Here is a 17,825-nt window from a genome sequence, read left to right as displayed (position 1 = left end):
CGGCAGCGCGCGGGGGGCGCGCTGGAGCACCGAACGAGGTGCCATAAGGTCCCAGCAGGCTCCACGTCCCAGGCGCGCCTTATGTGGCGCGCAACAAAACGTCTCAAAGGGCAAGGCCCGAAGTGAGACATGCCGGGCGGTGTCTCATGCGCAAGCTCCCCCGCCCCCGTCTTGGCGGATGGCCAGCGCCCCCCGCGCGCTGCCGCGCACACCCCCACCCCGGCGCGTCCCCCCGGATCCCCCGTCTCTCCCTCACTCACTCGTCCCGGGACCAGGGCATGAACCCGGTCTCCCTCACTCACTCGTCCCGGGACCAGGGCATGAACCCGGTCGCCAGGCACTTCACCGCCGCCGCCAGCTCGATCGGCTCGATCGGCTTGGGCACGTGCATCTGGTACCCGGCCGCGAGCGCCCGCACCCGGTCCTCGGTCCGCGCGTACGGCGTCAGCGCCAGCGCCGGCGTGCGCCCCACCTTGCGCGGCAGCAGATCCCGCACCCGCCGGATCAGCGAGTACCCGTCCTCCCCCGGCATCCCGATATCGACGACGAGCAGCGCCGGCTCCGACGTCTCCAGCAGCTTGAGCGCCTCGTTGCTGGACGTCGCCGTGCTGACCTCGGCCCCGCAGCGTCGCAGCACCGCCGAGAGCATCGCCAGCGTATCCGGATCGTCGTCCGCGATGAGCACCCGCACCCCGGTCAGCCGTGGGAACGGGTTGCGCGGATCCGGCGCGATCCCCGCGTTCGTGAGCGCCGTCGCGGTCGCGCCCGTCGAGAGCGGCAGCTGCACCGTGCACGTCGTCCCGCGCCCGGGGCCGGCGCTCGTCACGCGCACCATGCCGCCGTGCAGCCCGACGATGTGCCGCACGATCGACAGCCCGAGCCCGAGGCCCCCGTGCCGGCGCGCGCCGCTGTTGTCCTCCTGCCGGAACCGCTCGAAGACGTGCGGGAGCGAGTCCGCCGAGATGCCCTCGCCGTCGTCGATCACCCTGACCTCGGCGAACCGCTCGTCCTGCGAGAGCTGCACCTGCACGAGCCCGCCGGGGCGCGCGAATTTCACCGCGTTCGAGAGCAGGTGCCACACGACCTGCTGCAGCCGCGCAGGGTCGCCCTCGACGAACACGCCCTCCGGATCGAGCCTCGTCTCGATCGCCACGCCCTTGCCCGCGGCCGACGGGAGGATCGACTCGACCGCCGTCTGCACCGGCAGCGTCAGCTCCACCGCGAGCCGCTCGATCTTCAGCGTGCCCGTCACGACCTGCGACGCGTCGAGCAGCTCGTCGATGAGCGTCACCTGGTGCTCGGCGTTGCGCTCGACCGCCGACAGCGCCCGCGTCTCCGCGACCCGATCGAGCGAGCCCGCCTGCATCATCCTCGCCCAGCCGAGGATCGCGTTGAGCGGCGTCCGCAGCTCGTGCGACACCGTCCCGAGGAACTCGTCCTTCAGCCGGTTGGCGTCCTGCACCTCGCGGTAGAGGCGCGCGTTGTCGAGCGCCAGCGCGGCCCGGTGCGCCACCTCCTCCGCGAAGGCCACGTCGGACCGCTCGAAGAACCGGCCCGACTCCGACGACACGAGCGAGATCGCGCCGAGGATCCGCCCGCGCGCCCGGAGCGCCACCACGAGGTACGACAGCGGCGCGAGCGTCCGGTTGGCCGTGGCCTCCTCGCTCGTCATCGCCTCGTGCAGCAGCACGTCCCCGCGGACGTCCGCGTAGAGCTCCGACCGGCCCGTGCGCAGCACGCGCGCCACGGGGCCCGGCTCGCCGTCGACCCGGCTCGGGTGGAAGTACCGGAGCAGCGGCTCCTTCAGCGGGCTCACGTGCGCGGCCGCGACGTGGCGCAGCCCGAGGCCGTCGTCGATGTCGACCAGGCAGAAATCGGCGAGCACCGGCAGGACGAGCCGCGCGAGCGACTGGAGCGTCGCCGTGAAGTCCAGCGACGCAGCCAGCGCCGTGCTGAGCTCGGCCAGGAACGCGAACCGCCGCGCCGCCTCCTCCGCCTCGGCCCGCGCCGCCTGCACCCGGATCAGCCGGGCGCGCTCCTCCTCGGCCCGCTTGCGATCGGTGATGTCGCGGTGGATGCCGACGAGGAACAGCGGGCGCCCCTCCTGGTCGTGGACCGCGTAGGCCGTGATCTCGATCGGCACCTCGGAGCCGTCGCGCCGGACGCACGGGACCTCGCCGACGAAGGTGCGCGCGTCCTCGATCTGCTGGAGGATCCGGGCCGTGCTCTCCTCGCGGACGTCCTCGCGGTGGAGGAGCGCCATGCTCTTGCCGACGATCTCCTCGGACAGGTAGCCGAAGATCGACTCGGCCTCGCCCATCCAGTACCGGATGTTGCCCTCGACGTCCGTGACGAGGATGGCCTCGGGCATCTGCTTCAGCACCTCGTGCGAGAGGTGCATGGCCTCCTCCGTCTGCAGCGCGGAGAGGCGCGCCCGCTCGAGCGCCTGCGCGCTCTGCTGGACCAGCGCGAGCATGAACGCCCGGTCGTCCTCGGAGAACGACTGCGGCGCCGAGAAGCCGAACCCCACGGCGCCGAGCACGCGCCCCTCGAGGAAGAGCGGGATCGCGGCGTACGCGCGCTCGCCCGTCGCGACGCAGCACGACGCGAAGCCCGGCTCGAACTCGCCGAAGCGCTCCTCCGACTCGAGGAAGATCGGCTGGCGCTCCCGGACCGCGCGCGCGAGCGGCAGCTCCGCGCCGAGGTCGAAGCTCTTGAAGCGCGCGATCTGCGCCTCGAGGTAGCCCGTCGAGCGCACCGTCTCGAGCTCGCCGCCGAGCCCGGCGCGCAGCGCCACCACGCCGGTCATCGCCCCGGCGGCCGCGACGACGTCGCTCGCGAGCACGCGGAGCACCGCGGGCGGCGTGATCGCGTCGGACAGCGCGGCCGTCACCGCGAAGAGCCACGCGGCCCGGTCCGCGCTCCGCTCCGCCGCGTGGCGCGCCTCCTCCGCCTTCCGGTAGAGGTAGGCGTTGTCGAGCGCCAGCGCCACGCGGTGCGCGAGCTCGGCCGCGAGCACGAGGTCGTCCGCGGAGTAGATGCGGTTCGACTCGGACACGCCGAACGACAGCACGCCGAGCTTGCGGCCGCGCGCGATGAGCGGCACCGCCATCGCCGACCGCGTGCCCAGCTGCTCCAGCGCCGCGGCGCGCTCGGCGGCCTCCTCGCTCTTGTCGCGATCGAGCTCGTGCAAGAGCTCGGACTCGCCGCTGTGCAGCACCTTGGCGATGCCGAGGCGCTCCTCGGCGTCGGGCGAGATCGCGCGCAGGAGCCCCTCGCGCTCGGGGTTCACGTGCTTCGCGGCGACCCGGCAGAACCGCTGCCGCGCCGCGCCCGCGTGGCCCGCCCGAGCGGCGCCCGCCCTGTCGGAGTCCGCGGCGGCGCGCTGGCGCCGGGCCGCATAGATGCCCGCCACGGGCGCGGGGTCGAACCCGTCCGCCCCGGCCACGAACGTGGGATCGTTCGACGGCGGCGGCGGCGGCGGCACCGAGCCGACAAGGCCCATGGCGTCCGCGGCGCCACGCTCGATGAGATCGACCGTGCACCAGTCCGCCAGGTAGGGCACCGACAGACGCGCGAGCCGCTCGAGGATCGTATGAGGGTCAAGCGATCCGGTGAGCTGCTCGCTCGCGTCCGCCAGGAACATCAGCTCATTATGGATCGCCCCTCCGCGGGGCGGCTTCAGGACCTGCCATGCCATGGCGGTCTCGCTAGGGTTGCCTTCACGCTCCATGGGGTCGCCGGCGGCCCGCATCGTAGCGAGGGCCGATCGCAGAAGCCAGCGGCGCAGGAGAGAGCGCGGCGGCTAACCGTCGGCGACGAGCCGCGCGCGGGCGCGGTGAACGAGCGCCTGGACGGCGCGGTGCGACTCGTCGCGCACCTCGCCGACGTCCTGGCCTACCGTGGCGATGGGCGCGCCGACCTCGATCGCCACCGGGATACGTCGCGCACGGCTCACCCGGGCCATGTGCGCCGTGAACGACTCGTCGACGTAGGAGGACTCGGCGCCGCCGTACACGAGCCCCACAGGGACGATCTCCGCGCCGACGCGGCAGGCCGCGGTGAAGCCGCCCGCGCGGAACGGCCGCACCTCATCTCCGGAGAACGTGGTCCCCTCGGGGTAGACCATCACACCACGGCCGCCCTTGAGCGCGGCGCACATCGCCTGGACGACCGCAGAGCCGCTGCGCTTGCTGGAGCGGTCCACGAAGAGCGTTCCGACGCGGCGCGCCGCCATGCCGATCACCGGCCATCCGGCGAGATCGGCCCGGCTCACGACCGTGGCCTCGAAGAAGGCGAGCGTGATCATGATGTCGAGCGCGGAGCGGTGGTTCATCACGAACAGCCGGCCGACCCCGGCAGCGTCGCGTCCGGGGCAGTACCCGGCGCCCGCCGGATCGGCCGCGCCGGCGGCGCGCCCTGAGGCGAGCTCACCCTGGAAGAGGCCGCCCGCGCGCACGTCGAGCCCGTAGAGCTTCAGGAGCGCGCGCCCGTACCGGCGCATCCATGTGTGGAGGACCACTTCGCGGTCGGCCGCGGGTGAGATCGCTGTGTCGACCTCGAGCAGGCCGTACATGCCGAAGGTGAGGCCGACGAAGCCGGCCGTGCGGAGAGGGAAGCGGAGGGCGTCGAGTGGACGAGCGCTGACCATGCGTCGGATGTCCTGCCCGCTCGGGGCGATCGGAGGCGGGGCGATCGTTCAACGAGGGCTTCAGCGAGGCGGAGGCGCCGGGCGCGCCCCGGATCGCGCGGCGAGAGCGCCTGCCGGCGGTACCCTATTTCACGCTTGCGCTCGGAGAAAGAGCCGTCACCCGCCCGTGGCGGGAGCTCCCTCGAGCAGTCGCTTCAGCACATCGTTCACGACGGCCGGGTTCGCGCTGCCCCCCGTCTTCTTCATGATCTGGCCGACAAAGAAGCCGAACAGCGCGGTCTTGCCGGCGCGGTACGCCGCCGCCTGCTTCTCGTTCGCGGCGATGACCGACGCGGCGACGGCCTCGATCGCGGCGGCGTCGCTCATCACGGCCATGCCCTTGTCGCGGACGATGTCGCCGGGCGCCCGGTCCGTGCCGGCCATCTCCATGTACACCTCCTTGGCCTGCTTGCCGCTGATCGCGCCCTCGTCCACGAGCCGGAGCAGCGCGGCCACCTGCCCGGGGGCGACCGGGAACGTCGCCGAGAGCCCCGCCGTCCGGGTGTCGCGCAGCACCTCGCCCTGGACGAAGTTCGCGACCTTGACGGCGTCGCCGTGGAGGCGCGCGGCCTCCTCGAAGAACGCCGCGATCTGCGGGTGCCCCGTCAGGACCGACGCCGCGTACGGGGTGAGGCCGAGCGACTCGGTGAAGCGGCGCCGCTTGTCGGCCGGCGGCTCCGGGAGCGCGCCGCGCACGTCGGCGAGGAACGCCTCGTCCACGACGAGCGGCGGCAGATCCGGCTCGGGGAAGTAGCGGTAGCCGGACTCGTTCTCCTTGTCGCGGAGGAGGTACGTCTCCTTCTTCTCGGCGTTGTACCCGCGGGTCTGCTGCCGGACGCGGCCGCCCTGCTCGATGAGCGCGATCTGCCGCCGGATCTCGAGATCGATCGCCTCGGCGACGAAGCGGAACGAGTTGATGTTCTTGAGCTCCGTCCGCGTGCCGAGCTTCGTCTCCCCCGCCTTGCGGACCGAGACGTTGGCGTCGCAGCGGAAGCTGCCCTGCTCGAGGTTGCCGTCGTTCACGCCGATGAACATCAGGATCTCGCGCAGCCGCTTCAGGTACTCGGCCGCCTCCGCGCCCGAGCGGAGATCGGGCTCGCCGACGATCTCGATGAGCGGCGTGCCGGCGCGGTTGAGATCGACGACCGACAGGCCGCCGATGCCGTGGAGGTTCTTGCCGGCGTCCTCCTCCATGTGGACGCGCGTGATCCCCGCCCGCGTCTTGCCCGCCTCGGTCTCGATCTCGAGCTGGCCGCGCAGCGCGAGCGGCCGATCGAACTGGCTGATCTGGAACCCCTTCGGCAGGTCCGGGTAGAAGTAGTTCTTCCTCGCGAAGACGCTGCTCTCCTGGACGGCGCAGCCGAGCGCGAGCGCGGCGCTCACCGCCATCCGGACCGCCTCGCGGTTCAGGACCGGGAGCGCCCCCGGGAGACCGAGGCAGACAGGGCACGTGTGCGTGTTCGGCGGGTCGCCGAAGCTGGTCGCGCAGCCACAGAACGCCTTGGTCCGGGTGAGGAGCTGCGCGTGGACCTCGAGCCCGATGACCGCCTCGAAGGAGCCGTACGTCGTCGCCATGACCCGCCCTTCTAGCAGAACCTCGGCCGGACGAGAGGCGAGATGCCCGGGCTACGCCGCCCGGGAGCAGGCGGGAACAGGGCAGGAGCGCGCCGGCTCCGCTGCGCAGACGATGGATATAGGGTTCAGGAGCGCGCCGGCTCCACCGCGCGCCAGGCGGCGCGGCGGCCTGCCGGGGGATGCCCGGCTCAGTGATCCGCGTGGTCGCGCGACAGGCCAGGGTGCGTCGGGTCGCCCGGCTCGTGGCGCTTGTTCGCCGTCAGCCGCGAGCCCGAGCGATCGGAGAGGCTCATGAGGAGATCGCGCCTGTAGATGAACTGCTCGCGCGAGTCGTAGGGCACCGCGTGGAGGCCGGTGTCCATCCGGATGGCGTCGACGGGGCACGCCTCGACGCAGAAGCCGCAGAAGACGCAGCGGAGCTCGTCGATGACGAAGCTGCTCGGGTACCGCTCGTAGCCCTTCCGCCGATCGCCGTCGGGGTACTCGGCCGGCTCGATCGCGATGCACTGCGCCGGGCACGCCGTCGAGCAGCAGAGGCACGCGACGCAGCGGGGCGAGTTGTCCTCGCGCAGCGTGAGCCGGTGGATGCCCCGGAAGCGCTCCGGGTAGGGGCGCTTCTCCTCGGGGTAGCTGATCGTCGTGACGCCCGGCTCGAGCGCGTTCAGCACCGGGTCGGGCTTCTGGCCGAGCACCATCTCCTTCGTGTTCTTGAAGAAGTGCTTCATCGTGATCCCCAGGCCCTTGACCATCTCGGGGATGTAGGCCTGGACGTCGGCGCTCCGGGTCGGGCGCGGGATGGGCTTGCCGGCGATCGGCCGGCCGGCCGGCTTCGTCCACGTGTTGCTGGGGGTAGCTCTCGCCATGAGATTTTCCTCTACGCCTGCTGCGGCGACGCCTTGGTGCCCCCCGCCGCGGCAGCGAACCGGGAAGAGGTGGAGTTGACGGTGCGCTGGCGCTCGACCGGCTCGAGGAGGCCGGCGATCAGCGCCACGACCGCCGCGAACCCGCCCACGGCGACGATCGCGTGGGTGACGTCGGCCGCGACCTGGAGACCGCCGACGAGCCCCGCGGGCGCCGAGTCGACGGCCAGCACGACGATGCCCGTGACCATCATGTTGACGATCGTGAGCGGCAGGAGCTTCGTCCACCCGAGCCGCATCACCTGGTCATAACGGAAGCGCGGCAGCGTCCAGCGGAAGAAGACCTGCACCCACGCCATGAGGATCGTCTTGCCGAAGAACGCCAGCACGTACGTCAGGCTCACGGCGAAGTGGGTCATCTTGTACTGGAAGAGCGTCGCGTCGCCGAAGGCGACGTTGATGCCGTCGCGGTCCAGGAACGGCAGGTGGTAGCCGCCGAAGAAGAGCGTGACGAGGAGCGCGCTCGACGTGATGAGCTCCACGTACTCGCCGGTCATGAACATGCCGAACTTCATCCCGGAGTACTCGACGAAGTAGCCGGCGACGATCTCGCTCTCGCCCTCGGGCTGATCGAACGGGATGCGCTTCGTCTCGGCCGCGAGGGCCGCGAGGAACAGGATGAACGCGAGCGGCTGGACGAAGATCCCCCACGCGTGCTCGGCCTGCCACTGCACCATGTCGCCGAGCCGGACGCTGCCGTAGATGATGAAGAGCCCGACGACGCTGAGGCCCATCGCGACCTCGTAGCTGACCATCTGGCTCGCGGCGCGCAGGCCGCCGAGCAGCGAGAACTTGTTGTCGCTCGCCCAGCCGGCGAGCGCGGCGCCGATGATGCCGGTGCCCGCCATCGCGAAGATGTAGAGGATGCCGACGTTGAGGTCCGCGACCTGGAGGTTCACGACGTGGCCGCTGCACGTGAACGCCTGGTCGACCGTCCGCTTGAGCAGCGGGAGGTCCCCGAAGCCGAAGACCCCGTCGCCGTTGTCCTCGAAGCAGAGCTTGTCGCCGAACGGGATGACCGCGAACGTCACGAGCGCCGGGAACATCGCGAGCAGCGGCGCGAGCGAGTGGAGGAGCCGGTCGGCGTTCTTCGGGATGAAGTCCTCCTTCCAGATCATCTTGATCGCGTCGGCCGCGGCGTGGAGCGTGCCGAGGAGCCGCAGCGGGATCTTGCCCTCGGGCACGCGCAGGGCCGCGTAGGCGCCCGTGACGAGGAGCAGCGCGCCGAGCAGCACGCACGCGATCCGCGCGACGACGGGCGCCGCCGAGAGCGGAACCGCCTGCGTAAGGAAGAAGACCGCGACGTGGGCCATGACGCCGCCGTAGAAGATGCCGCGGGGCTCGACGCGGGCGAGCGCCTCCTCGGCCGGGTTGATCGGGCCGCCGCTGCGGGCCGACGCGCAGAACACGATCAGCCCGAGCCAGGCCACGGCCACCGCGAACTGCGCGGCGGCCACCATCGTCTCGGCCGCGGCCGGCGCGGACGCCGGGCGCGTCGCCGTGAACACGGAGAGCGCCGCGAGCAGCGCCGGGGGGAAGAACACGATGCCCCGCACGACCAGGGACGGCAGGTAGACGACCGCCCGGTTCGGGCCGACGCGGTCCTGCACCATCGCGCCCTGGCGCCGGTCGGCCCAGGTGGCGATCGCCGCCATGTTCAGCAGGAACAGGACGACGATGAGGATCTTGACGATCGCGAGAACGAGCTCGACGCTGGTCATGCCGTGGCCTCCGTCTTCTTCGGCTCGACCCGCGCGCCGTCGGCGACGGCGGGCACCGCGCCGAGCGCCGCGGCGGGCGCGGCTGCTCCACCAAGCGCCGCGCCGGGCGGCATCGCGCGGCGGAGCTCGGCCAGGGTCTTCCACCCGGTCTCGTACCCGAGCGCGCGCCCCAGCCGGCCGATGAGCTCCCAGGCCGGGCGCGCGTCGCCGTGCGGGAGCAGCGCCCGCTCGCTCCGCTGCGCCAGGCCCTTCCCGTTCACGTACGTCCCCTCGGCCTCGGCCCAGGAGCACGCCGGCAGCGCGACGCGCGCGGCCTTCGCGAGCGGCCCCTCGTGGGCGGCGATCGTCACCACCCCCTTCAGCCGCGAGAACGCCCGCTGCGCCTCGCCCGCGTCGACCTCGAGGTCCGACCCGAGGGCGACCACGTACGCGTAGTGCCCGGACGCGATCCCCTGGAGCAGCTCCGCGACCGGGCGCGGCGGGGTCGCCGCCGCGATCTGCACGGCGCCGCGGGTGTTCGGGTTCTTGTCCTCGCTGATGAGGATGTCGTCGCCCTCGCCGAGCGGCTTGCCCGACACGAAGAAGTCGGTCGCGCCGAGGTACGTCGTGGCGAGGTGGTAGAGCGCGAAGTTGTCCTCGTTCGAGTGCTGCGCCGACAGGACGATCGCGACCTTCGACGGGTCGTCGCCGTGGCCGGCGAGCTGCTCCTTGGCCGCGGCGAGCGCGTCGTCGAGGCTCGCGTCGTCGTTGCCGACGAGCGCCGTGAGCAGCCGCCCCTCGACCGCGTGCCGGTACGAGAGCATGCCCTCGTCGCACATCCAGTACGTGTTGACCGCCATGTTCTCGCGGGGGCGGTGCCGGTACGGCGTGTTGTTGCGCGGATCGTAGTCGAGGTAGGCGTTGCAGCCGGTCGCGCAGCCCTGGCAGACGGTCCGGGCGCTGCGGAGGAACCAGACGCGCGCCTTGAACCGGAAGTCGCGCGACGTGAGCGCGCCGACCGGGCAGACGTGCTCGGTCATGAGCGTGTAGTTGTGGTCGAGCTCGCGCCCCGGCGAGACCGTGATCTCCCCGAGGTTGCCGCGCTCGCGGACGGAGAGCACCGGATCCCGGGCGAGCTCGTTGCAAACGCGGATGCACCGCGTGCAGACGATGCAGCGCTCGGCGTCGTACACGATGGTCGGGCCGAAGGTGACCGCCTTCGGCTTGTGCACCGGCTCCTGCCGCATCCGCTTGCCCTTGCGCTGGTGCTCCAGCCAGTAGTCCTGGAGGCGGCACTCGCCGGCCTGGTCGCAGATCGGGCAGTCGACCGGGTGGTTCAGGAGCAGGAGCTCCTGCACCGCCGAGCGCGCCTCGGACACGTGGTCGCTGTTGTCGGACAGCACCTCCATGCCGTTCGCGCAGGCCATCTGGCAGGCCGGCTGGAGCTTCGGCTTCGCCGCCGGCACGTAGTCCTGCTTCGCCGCGTCCCAGCGGAGGATGTCGAGGCTCATCGCCGGCCGCCCCGGCGGCGGCAGCACCTCGACGAGGCACATCCGGCAGTTGGCGGCGACGCTGAGGCCCGGGTGCCAGCAGTAATGGGGGATGTCGATCCCGGCGCGGTGCGCCGCGCGGATGATCGTGTCACCGCTCTCGAAGGGGATCTCCCTTCCGTCGATCTTGATCGTAGGCATCGTGCTCTCGATTCCCGGCGGGGCCGCGGAGGGCCCTTGCTTTCCTAAGTCGATGACGGGAGCGCTCCTCGCGCCGTCGCTAGTGGTCGCACTCCCCGCCGATCATGTTGAGGGAGCCGAAGGTCGGCACGACGTCGGGGATCATCAGCCCGGTGATGAGCTGGGAGAGCCCCTGCGTCGTGGCGAAGCACGGCGGACGGATGCGGACGCGGTACGGCGTGCCGCTGCCGTCGGACACCAGGTAGAAGCCGAGCTCGCCGTTGCCGGCCTCGGTGTACGAGTAGCACTCGCCCGCGGGCACCTTGATGCCCTCCATGACGATCTTGAAGTGCTGGATGGTCGCCTCGATGGTCGTGTAGACCTCCTCCTTCGGCGGCAGCACGATGCGCGGATCGTCGATGTTGACCGGCCCCTCGTCGGGCATCTGCTCGAGCGCCTGCTCGATGATCCTCCCCGCCTGGCGGATCTCCTCCTGGCGGCACATGAACCGGTCGTAGTTGTCGCCCCGCGTGCCGACCGGCACGTCGAACTCGAAGCGGTCGTAGACCATGTACGGGTTCGCCCGGCGCACGTCGTACGGCACGCCGGTCGCCCGGAGCACGACGCCTGTCCAGCCGAGCGCGAGCGCGTCCTCCTGCGAGATCTGCCCGACGCCGTCGAGGCGATCGAGGAAGATGCGGTTCTTGAGGATGAGCTTCTCGGCGTCGTTGATGAGCGCGAGCACGCGCGCGAGGCCCACGCGGACCATCGCCTTGAAGTCGGCCGTGGGCGGCCGCGCCATGCCGCCGACGCGGCCGAAGCTGTGCGTCAGGCGCGCCCCCGTCTCCTCCTCGAAGATCTCCCAGAAGATCTCGCGCGCGCGGCACAGGTAGAGGAACGGCGTGAAGGCGCCGAGCTCCATGGCCATGGCGCCGCTGCAGATCATGTGATCGCAGATGCGCGCCATCTCGCCGAGGATCACGCGGTAGTACTGGCAGCGCTCGGGCACCGTGACGCCGAGCATCTTCTCGACCGCCAGCGCGAAGCCGACGTTGTTGAGCATCGGCGAGACGTAGTTGAGCCGGTCGACGTACGGGAAGACCTGCGACCACGTGCCGCGCTCGCACATCTTCTCGAAGCCGCGGTGCAGGTAGCCGATCTGCACGTCGGCCTTGTTGATCGTCTCACCGGACAGCTCGAGCACGATCCGCACCGTGCCGTGCATCGCCGGGTGAGACGGCCCCATGTTGAGGAGCATCGGCTCGCTCGGTAGGTCGAGCTCGGCCTCGTCCAGCTCGCGATCCAGGGGTTCCATGGGTCAGCTCCGCTCCTCCAGCGCGCCCGCGCGCTTGCCGTTGCTCACGGCCTCGTCTCCGTCGATCGACGCCCCGGGGCCGCGCAGCGCGAAGTCGTGCGACTGGCGGCCGAAGCTCATGCCCTCGTCGGGGCCGAACGGCGGCAGCTTGCCGGTGTTCGGCACGTCCCGGAACGGGATGAGCGGCTGGATGCGGTTGGCCGGATAGTCCTTGCGCAGCGGGTGCCCCTCGAACTCCGGGTACATCAGGATGCGCCGGAGATCCGGGTGCCCCTTGAAGACGATGCCGAGCAGGTCGTAGCACTCGCGCTCGAACCAGTTCGCGCCCTTCCACACCGGGACGATCGAGTCGATCTCGGCGCCGTTGCCCTCCTCGTCGCCGACGCGCGCCTTGATCCGGACGCGGTGGTTGCGCTCGAGCGACCGCAGGTGGCAGACCACCTCGAAGCGGGGCACGTCGCCGCGCCAGAGGTAGTCGACCGCGGTCAGGTCGACGAACATGTTCATCAGGGTCCGCGGGTCGTTGCGGAGGAACAGGGCGGCGTCGCGCCACACGGCGGGATCGAGCACCGCCGTGTCGTCGCCGAACTGCGAGTGCGTCTCCAGGACGGCGCCCGGGAACTGCGCCGTGAGGAGCTCTAGGACCTTCTTGCTCATGGCAGGCTCCGCTCCTTGCGCTGGAGGGCGATGAGCTGCTCCGTCGTCTGCGCGGGGTCCTCGCGCGGCTTGACGATCGCCGGCGTGCGATCGCCGCGCGCGATCTTGTCCTGGAGCAGCATGAGGCCGTCGAGCACCGCTTCTGGGCGCGGCGGACAGCCGGGCACGTAGACGTCGCAGGGGATGACCTTGTCGATGCCGGCGACGGTCGTGTAGTTGTCGTAGAAGCCGCCGCACGAGGCGCACGTGCCGAAGGCGAGCACCCACTTCGGGTCCGCCATCTGCTCGTAGATGCGGCGGAGCGCGGGCGCCTGGCGCTGGCTGATGGTCCCCACCACCCAGAGCAGGTCGGCCTGGCGCGGCGAGAAGCGCGGCACCTCGGCGCCGAACCGCGCCATGTCGAAGCGCGGGCTGGCCATCGCCATGTACTCCATGCCGCAGCACGCCGTCACGAACGGGTACTGGAACAGCGAGTACTTCTTCGCCCAGTTCAGCAGCGCGTCCACGCGCGTGGTCGCGAAGCCGTGCTCGGAGCCCTCCATCACCCGCGTCGAGGGCCCACCGGCCTTCATTTCTCCCATTCCAGAGCTCCCTTCTTCCACACGTACACGAGCGCCACGACGAGCAGCGCGATGAACGAGCTCATCGTCGCGAGGCCCGTCCACCCGAGGGAGCGGAACTGGACCGTCCACGGGTAGATGAGCACCGCCTCGATGTCGAACACGACAAAGAGGATCGCCGTCAGGTAGAACTTCACGCTTGGCTTGACGAATCGCCCGCCCGTCGACTCGCTGCCGCACTCGTACGGGATCATCTTCTCGGGCGTCGGGTTCTTCGGGCCGAGCAGCGACGTCAGCGTGAACATCGCGAGCGCGATGATCGCGGCGACGAGAAACAGCAGGAACAGGGGGATGTAGGTGGCCATCGAGAGAGCACTCCTACGTGTCGAGCCCCGGGAGGGGTCGACCACCTCGCCGAGGCGCGCGGCGTCTCGGGGCGAGACCTCGGGGCCCGCGGCCCCGAACCATGCAGTCCAAAAAGGTGAGAGCGACGCGGCGATGCTGCCTGAAGCAGCAAAAATCCGAGCGATCCCGGCTTAATCCGCGCCGGATCTAGTCGGCCGCCGCGGGGGTGTCAATGGAGGCGGTCGGCGGTCGGTCAACCAACGCGCGGGCCGCGATCCTAGGAGCGGTTCGCGGCCAGGACCAGCCCTCGCCACGCGGTGAGCGCCGTCCCCAGGGTGGCCTCGATCTCCCGGATCTCCTCCACCATGTCGGCGTCCGCCACGCCCACGCTCCGCGCCTCGCGGACGCAGGCGAGGGCGGCGACGAACTTTTTGCGCTGCACGAACGCCCGCGCGAGCAGCGGCCAGATCTGCTTCGGCGGGGCGCCGAGGTTGGCCGCGCGCCGGAGGGGGCCGATGGCCTCGCCGGCCCGGCCGTCCTCGAGCATGGCCTCGCCCAGCCGGCGGAAGATGTCGCCGGCCGCGGCCCCGTCGTGCGCGTACTGGACGGCGAGGCGCATGACCTCCTCGCCCTGGTGCTCCTCGCCGAGCTTGACGCACGCGGTGCCGAGGAGGCCGAGGCCCTTGGCGATCAGGCTGCGGGCGTCCGGGGTGAGCATCTGCCCCTCGGGCGTGCGCAGGAAGATGGCGAGCGGGGCCGGCCAGGTGCCGAGCAGCTGGATCACCTTCGGGAAGTCGCCGCGCTGCGAGGCGACCTCGGCCTCGGCGACCTTCGTGAGGTCGATGGCGGAGCGCGCGCCGGCCGAGGCGCGCTCGAGCTCGTCGCGCACGTGCGAGCGGATGCGGGCGCGGAACTCGTTGAGCTCGTGCGTCTCCTCGATGCCGTCGCGCAGGAGGAGGAGGCGCGACGTCTTCCCCTCGACGGCGAGCTTGCGGAGGCTGTAGCCGTAGAGCGGGGCGAGCAGCAGGTAGCGGACGCCGATGTGGAGCTGGATGCCCTCGAGGTCGGTGTCCCGCTCGGGCGCGGGCGGCGTCGTGTCCTCCGTGAGCAGGGCGCCGACGAGGCGGTGGCGGAAGTCCGCGAGCGTGAGCCGCTGGACGTCGCCGTCGATGTCCTCCTCGCCCGGCGGCGCGATAACGAAGTCGACCAGGGTGTTGTCCGGGTTGCGGCGGTCGACGGTGAGCGCCGTGATGCGGGCGCCCGTAATCATCGAGAAGGCAAAGAACGCCTCACCCACGATCTCGCAGAGCGCCTGGAAGCTGCCGATGCCGTCGCCTATGCGCTCGAACCAGCCGTCGGTCCTAACGGCATCGAGGGAGAACACGCGTTCCTTTGGCATGGTTCGACCCGGATCACAGGGGCGCGTCCCGGACGACGGGCGCAAGTCCCAAGGGGGCCGAGACTCGCACGGGCGGGCGCCGCTCTCAAGAAAACTCCTAGGGCGCGCGTCGCGTCGTTCACCGCCAGGGCCGCCCGCCGTCCATCGCTCCAGCCCGGTCCACCTGCCCCCACGTGCGGCGATCCCCACCCCCGACCAAAGCCGCGCAGCAGCCGACCCACCCCAGCGCCCGCACGGCCGCCCGCCGCGGCCCAGCAGATGCGCCGCCGAGCGGGGCGCGCCCGCTCAAGGGGCGAGGGCGATGTTGAGGGTGAGGGTGCCGGAGGAGGAGGGCCGGCTGTCGCCGATGATCGTGATCACCTGCCCCGCGGTGAGGGGCACGGTCACGCGCGAGGTGACCCCGTTCGTGTTGTCGTTGCAGGCGAGCTCGGGGCCGGTGCAGCTGTCGCCGTCGTGCACGTGAAGGACGGTGTCGAACGTCGACGACAGCGTGTCGATGACGTAGGTCCCGTCCGCCGGCGCGGTGAAGCGATAGACCCTGTCGTTGCCGCTCGACATGGTGCAGCTCGGCGTGCCCGAGTTCGGCTGGTGCAGGGTGGAGCCCGTCTCCGTCGACGGGACCGTCGAGCCGAGGTCGATGGGGGTCTCGCAGGTGCCGTCGCCCTCGAACAGGCCGATGTTGAGCGTGAACGCGCCCGTGGCCGCTGGCCCGGAGCCATCCACCACGACGACGGTCTCCTGCCCCGCGACGAGCGGCACCACGACCCGCGACTGGAGGCCCGTGGTGTTGTCGTTGCAGCCGAGCACCTCCCCGCCGCAGGTGCCGGCGTGCACGTGGACGAGCGTGTCAAAGCTCGATCCGAACGTATCGAAGACATACAATCCGTCGGACGGCGCCGTGAAGCCGTAAGCCACCTCGGCCCCGCCGACCTTGCCGCACGGCGCGGCCGCGAAGTCGCTGCGATCCAAGGTCGTCCCCCTCACGGTCTGCGGGACGACCGGCTCCAGCGCGTTCGCCGGGCACGGAGGGGCCGGGGAGCCGCTCACGTTGAGCGTGTACGCGCCGTGCCTCCCGGACGCGCCGTCGACGACCACAACCGCCGTCTGCCCCTGCGCGAGGGGCGTGGACACCGCCGACTGGTACGAGCCCTCCGCGTCGTCGTTGCACCCCAGCGAGGCGCCCGTGCAGCTGCCGTCGTGAACGTGGAGCACCGTGTCGAAGGTCGAGCCGAGCGTATCGAATGTATACCGGCCGGCGATGGGCGCCGTGAAGCTGTAGGTGACCTCGGGGGAATTGCCCGTGGCGCAGGCCGGCTGGAGGACCCCGTCGAGGCCTGACGTGTGACCCGTGACCGTCTGCGGGTAGGTGGAGCCGAGATCCACCATGGGGCACGCGGGCGGAGCCCACGCGGCGACGTTCAGCGTATAGGGCCCACGCGCGCCCTCGAAGCCGTCGATGACCGCCACGACCTTCTGGCCGGCGCTGAGCTCCACCGTCGCGCGCGACTGCGACCCTCCTCCCGAGTCGTCGGTGCAGGTGAGCACGTCGCCATCACACGCGCCATCGTGCAGCTCCAGGATCGTATTGAACCCGGAGCCGAAGGTATCGAATACATACTTCCCGGCCGCCGGCGCCGTGAAGACATAGCTCGCGTCGGGGCTGTCCGCAGCTCCGCACCTCGGCCTGATCGCGTCGCCGAGGTGCTCGGTGTTGCCGGTGACGGTCGTCGGGAGCGGAGCGTCGATCGTCCACCCAGGGCACTTCGGCGGCTCGGATTTCGCCATGTTGAGCGTGAAATCGCCTTCCCCTCCGTCGAAGCCGGTCACGACGATGAGGACCGGCTGGCCCGCCTCGAGGACCGCGCGGACCCTCGATTGGCCGACCCCGGTGGCGAGGTCATCGTTGCAGGCGAGCTGAGCGCAGGTGGTCGCTCCCAGCACCCCGATGGCCGTGTCGAAGGTGGACCCGACGGTGTCCAGCGTGTATGTCCCCGCCACGGACGGCGTGAAGCGATAGACCCGCTCCGACGAACTGGCGGCCACGCACGCGAGATCGTAGTTCGTCTCGCCGCTGATGGTGGTCCCCGTGACCGTCTGCGGGAACGTGTCGCCGAGCTCGTCATACGTGCCGAGGACGCAGGTGCAGGCGCCTGCCTGGCAGAGCGCCCCTCGCTCGCACGCGACGCCGCAATCGCCGCAGTGGAACGGGCTCGTCTGCAGATCGGCGCACGAGCCGCCACAGTCTGCGAGCCCGTCGGGGCAGGTGCAAGCGCCGTCGACGCACTGCTGCGCAGGCGCGCAGCTGGATCCGCACTCGCCGCAGTTGAGCCTGTCGCTCCGCACATCCACGCAGGCGCCGTCGCACTCGGTGAGGTCGCCCGCGCAGGCGCAGGAGCCGTCCGCGCAGACGCGCCCCTCCGCGCACTCGACGTCGCAATCGCCGCAGTTCCGCGGGTCGGTCTCGAGGTTCACGCATCTGCCCGAGCAGTCGGTCTGGCCTTCTCGGCACCCCTCCCCGCCCCCGACGCCGGATCCTATATCGCCGCCGCCCTCGCCGCCGCCCTCGCCGCAGCGCCCCTCCACGCAGAGCTGCCCCTCTTCGCAGGCGTCGCCGCACGCGCCGCAGTGCTCGGCGTTCGCCTGGAGCTCGACGCACTCGCCATTGCACCGCGACAGCCCATCGGCGCACTCGCCCGACGCCTCGGGGCTCTCGGCGCAGGACGCCGCGAGGACAACCCCTGCGGCCAGGAGCAGCGCGGCGGACGACAGGGCGGACCTGGGGCGCAATCCGGATCGGTTCATAGCCATCCTTGGGGGTGCCGGGCGTTCGAGGCGAGCGGATAACGAGGCGCGCGCCAGGATACGCCTGCGGCCGACGTATCCGCAACCGGCGGGGGCGCTCGGCTGGCTGCGCGCAGGCCGAGCCACGGCCCGGACCGCGCTCACCGCGCCGCGGAGAGGCGCCCTCGCCAGCTCGACGCGACGGACGCCGTC

At 71.3% G+C, this 17,825-nt stretch carries 12 protein-coding genes; all 12 read right to left on the bottom strand.

Annotated elements, in window-relative coordinates; all coding sequences use genetic code 11:
- Positions 1–298: 298 nt before the first annotated feature.
- Positions 299–3,700 (bottom strand): GAF domain-containing protein, encoded by a 3,402-nt coding sequence (locus tag WMF19_RS02985; protein ID WP_437897703.1) that lies wholly within the window; start codon positions 3,698–3,700, stop codon positions 299–301.
- A 105-nt stretch (positions 3,701–3,805) separates the two neighbouring features.
- The gene (locus WMF19_RS02980) at positions 3,806–4,651 is read right to left on the bottom strand and encodes a lysophospholipid acyltransferase family protein (protein ID WP_437327376.1); all 846 of its coding nucleotides are present in this window, start codon (positions 4,649–4,651) and stop codon (positions 3,806–3,808) included.
- Between the two features lie 156 nt (positions 4,652–4,807).
- Positions 4,808–6,265: an Asp-tRNA(Asn)/Glu-tRNA(Gln) amidotransferase subunit GatB gene (gene gatB / locus WMF19_RS02975; RefSeq protein WP_437327375.1), complete on the bottom strand. Its 1,458-nt coding sequence runs from the start codon at positions 6,263–6,265 to the stop codon at positions 4,808–4,810.
- 188 nt (positions 6,266–6,453) lie between these two features.
- Positions 6,454–7,128 carry a NuoI/complex I 23 kDa subunit family protein gene (locus WMF19_RS02970; protein WP_437897702.1) on the bottom strand — a complete coding sequence of 225 codons (675 nt, stop codon included), beginning with the start codon at positions 7,126–7,128 and terminating at the stop codon, positions 6,454–6,456.
- Between the two features lie 11 nt (positions 7,129–7,139).
- Positions 7,140–8,906, bottom strand: coding sequence for a complex I subunit 1/NuoH family protein (locus WMF19_RS02965; RefSeq protein ID WP_437897701.1), 1,767 nt, complete (start codon positions 8,904–8,906; stop codon positions 7,140–7,142).
- Positions 8,903–10,576, bottom strand: a complete 1,674-nt coding sequence (locus WMF19_RS02960; RefSeq protein WP_437897700.1) for a 2Fe-2S iron-sulfur cluster-binding protein — start codon at positions 10,574–10,576, stop codon at positions 8,903–8,905. Before WMF19_RS02960 ends, WMF19_RS02965 begins: the two co-directional genes overlap by 4 nt.
- A 79-nt stretch (positions 10,577–10,655) precedes the next feature.
- Positions 10,656–11,870 (bottom strand): NADH-quinone oxidoreductase subunit D, encoded by a 1,215-nt coding sequence (locus WMF19_RS02955; protein ID WP_272097622.1) that lies wholly within the window; start codon positions 11,868–11,870, stop codon positions 10,656–10,658.
- 3 nt (positions 11,871–11,873) lie between these two features.
- On the bottom strand, positions 11,874–12,527 hold the full coding sequence (locus tag WMF19_RS02950; protein ID WP_437897699.1) for an NADH-quinone oxidoreductase subunit C: 654 nt from the start codon (positions 12,525–12,527) through the stop codon (positions 11,874–11,876).
- Positions 12,524–13,069: an NADH-quinone oxidoreductase subunit B gene (locus WMF19_RS02945; RefSeq protein WP_437331076.1), complete on the bottom strand. Its 546-nt coding sequence runs from the start codon at positions 13,067–13,069 to the stop codon at positions 12,524–12,526. The genes WMF19_RS02950 and WMF19_RS02945 overlap by 4 nt, the downstream gene beginning before the upstream one ends.
- 26 nt (positions 13,070–13,095) lie before the next feature.
- Positions 13,096–13,452, bottom strand: a complete 357-nt coding sequence (locus WMF19_RS02940) for an NADH-quinone oxidoreductase subunit A (RefSeq protein WP_272097619.1) — start codon at positions 13,450–13,452, stop codon at positions 13,096–13,098.
- A gap of 257 nt (positions 13,453–13,709) precedes the next feature.
- Entirely contained in the window at positions 13,710–14,816 is a 1,107-nt protein-coding gene (locus WMF19_RS02935) for a hypothetical protein (RefSeq protein ID WP_272097618.1), read from the bottom strand.
- A 300-nt stretch (positions 14,817–15,116) separates the two neighbouring features.
- Positions 15,117–17,633: an MXAN_6577-like cysteine-rich protein gene (locus tag WMF19_RS02930; RefSeq protein ID WP_437897698.1), complete on the bottom strand. Its 2,517-nt coding sequence runs from the start codon at positions 17,631–17,633 to the stop codon at positions 15,117–15,119.
- Positions 17,634–17,825 lie beyond the last annotated feature (192 nt).

The sequence above is a fragment of the Sorangium sp. So ce124 genome, assembly GCF_051525235.1.
GTDB lineage: Bacteria > Myxococcota_A > Polyangia > Polyangiales > Polyangiaceae > Sorangium > Sorangium atrum.
The sequence above is the reverse complement of the archived record's forward strand: the minus strand, read 5'-3'. Positions and strand labels throughout refer to the sequence as shown.